The organism is Orbus hercynius (assembly GCF_003634275.1).
Taxonomy (GTDB): Bacteria; Pseudomonadota; Gammaproteobacteria; order Enterobacterales; family Orbaceae; genus Orbus; species Orbus hercynius.
Genome location: NZ_RBWY01000009.1, coordinates 1 through 2162 on the forward strand (window position 1 = coordinate 1; position 2162 = coordinate 2162).

A 2162-nucleotide genomic window follows, 5' to 3' on the forward strand; every position below is an offset into this window, starting at 1 on the left:
TAAAACCAATAGTACCTCCAGGAGTACATATTATAGGAACTTAGCATAAATGGTTTGCGAGCATGAACTATTATTCTTTATTGGCGTGATAAAGCTCAATATCCGACACCGCTAGTAATCAGTTATGAATATCAAGCATCATAATATTAAGGAATACATCATGTCAAAATGGCAAAAAATAATAATGCTCTTTTCACTATTTTTATTGGTTGGCTGTGAAAATGCCGATTTTAAAAAAACCTTACAGATGGGATTTGATAAGTCTAATCCTACAGGTACCCGGGGAGTTTGCTTTGGTGTTGGAAAAATTGCTTACCCTTATACTACAAAAGAAGTTGTGGGAGAGGTCAATGAAAGAGGATACAACTTACTTGCTGATATCAATAATGATTTAAATCAACGACTGGCGATGTTTGCCCGTTTAGGACTGCTCAGTGAAACTGCTGCTTTAGATGATAACGGTCAACCTACGGGGTTTTATCAATATGACTTTACAGATGAAGGCTTAAAATATAAAGCCTATTATCTACAAGAGTGGCAAGTTTTTTGTTTTGGCCGAGTGGTGGTCGATTCCATTGGGAATAAACTCTGGGAGCCAAATAAAACCATGGCGACAGTTGGTTATAATTATCATGTTGAAGGTTATGTTCCCGAATGGGCAATATCCCCTGAATTAAATATTATTACTCAGTTATCTAAAAATAGAGAACAGATAGATTGGAGTGATCAACAAGATTCGTGGATGTTTAAAAAAACCAAAGATGGATTAAAACCGGTCGTTACTCCAGGAGTATCGGCTTTTGGAATTTGACAACATTTTCTCATTAAATTTTTGTCAAATTAACTTTTTTATTCCTTACTGGCGTGATAAAGCACAAGATCCTACACCACTAGTAATCAGTTATGAATATCAAGCGTCATAATATTAAGGAATACATCATGTCAAAATGGCAAAAAATAATAATGCTCTTCACACTATTTTTATTGCTTGGCTGTGAAAATGCCGAGATTAAAAAAACCTTGCAGGCGGGATTTGATAATGGTAATCCTAGCGGCAATCAAGGCGTCTGTTTTGGTGTAGGAAGAATTGATTATCCTTATACGAGCAAATATGTCGAAGGTAAGTTAGATGATTTTGGTTTTGGTCTTAATCGAGAAAAAAAACGTAATGAGAATTTAAATCAACGACTAGCGATGTATGCCCGTTTAGGGCTATTAAGTGAAACCGCTGCTGTCGATGATAACGGTCAACCTACTGGGTTTTATCGATATAACTTTACAGATGAAGGCTTAAAATATAAAGCCTATTATCTACAAGAGTGGCAAGTTTTTTGTTTTGGCCGAGTGGTAGTCGATTCCATTGGGAATAAACTCTGGGAGCCAAATAAAACCATGGCGACAGTTGGTTATAATTATCATGTTGAAGGCTATATTCCCAAATGGGCAGAATCACCAGAGCTAAATATTATAAGAAGAATATCTAAAGATAATGAACCAATTAACTGGAGTGCTAGACATGCCGCATGGATGTTCAAAAAAACTAAAGAGGGTTTAAAACCTTATATTACAACAAGTATAATGATTTTTGGTGTTCCTTGACTCGATAGTTAACTTAATGATTATTATTTTAGGGATAAAACAATATCGTTTTATGTTTAATATTGAAAATAGCAACTCTTGAATCGTTTTCATATTAGGGAATAGACGATGTTTAAGTGTTACACAATAGTGATGGTATTGACGCTCTTTTTACTCGTTGGCTGTGAAAATGCTGAGCTCAAAAAAACCTTACAGACGGGATTTGATAATGCGAATCCGACAGGTACTAGGGGAGTCTGTTTTACTGTGGGACGTATTGATTATCCTTATACTACCAAGGAAGTAACCGGCAAGTTAGATGAGTATGGTTATAATCGTTTTATTGATGGAAATAATATATTGAATAAACGATTAGCGATGTTTGCCCGTTTAGGACTGCTCAGTGAAACTGCTGCTTTAGATGATAACGGTCAGCCTACGGGTTTTTATCAATATGATTTTACGGATGAAGGGAAACAATATGGGGGAATGTATCCTAAAAATGACCAGTTTTTTTGTTTTGGTCGGGTCGTCGTTGATTCGGTTGGCGGTATGCGTTGGGCTGATATGGATAAAACGTGGGG

General features: G+C 36.1%; 2 protein-coding genes and 1 pseudogene. All 3 read left to right on the forward strand.

The window, feature by feature from the left end; translation table 11 throughout:
* Positions 1-160: 160 nt before the first annotated feature.
* Positions 161-811, forward strand: a complete 651-nt coding sequence (locus DES39_RS10825) for a hypothetical protein (RefSeq protein WP_121146017.1) — start codon at positions 161-163, stop codon at positions 809-811.
* Between the two features lie 128 nt (positions 812-939).
* A complete protein-coding gene (locus DES39_RS10830; protein WP_121146018.1) occupies positions 940-1599 on the forward strand; it encodes a hypothetical protein in 660 nt (219 codons plus the stop codon).
* Between the two features lie 108 nt (positions 1600-1707).
* Positions 1708-2162: pseudogene (locus DES39_RS10835) on the forward strand (hypothetical protein); the annotation flags it as partial.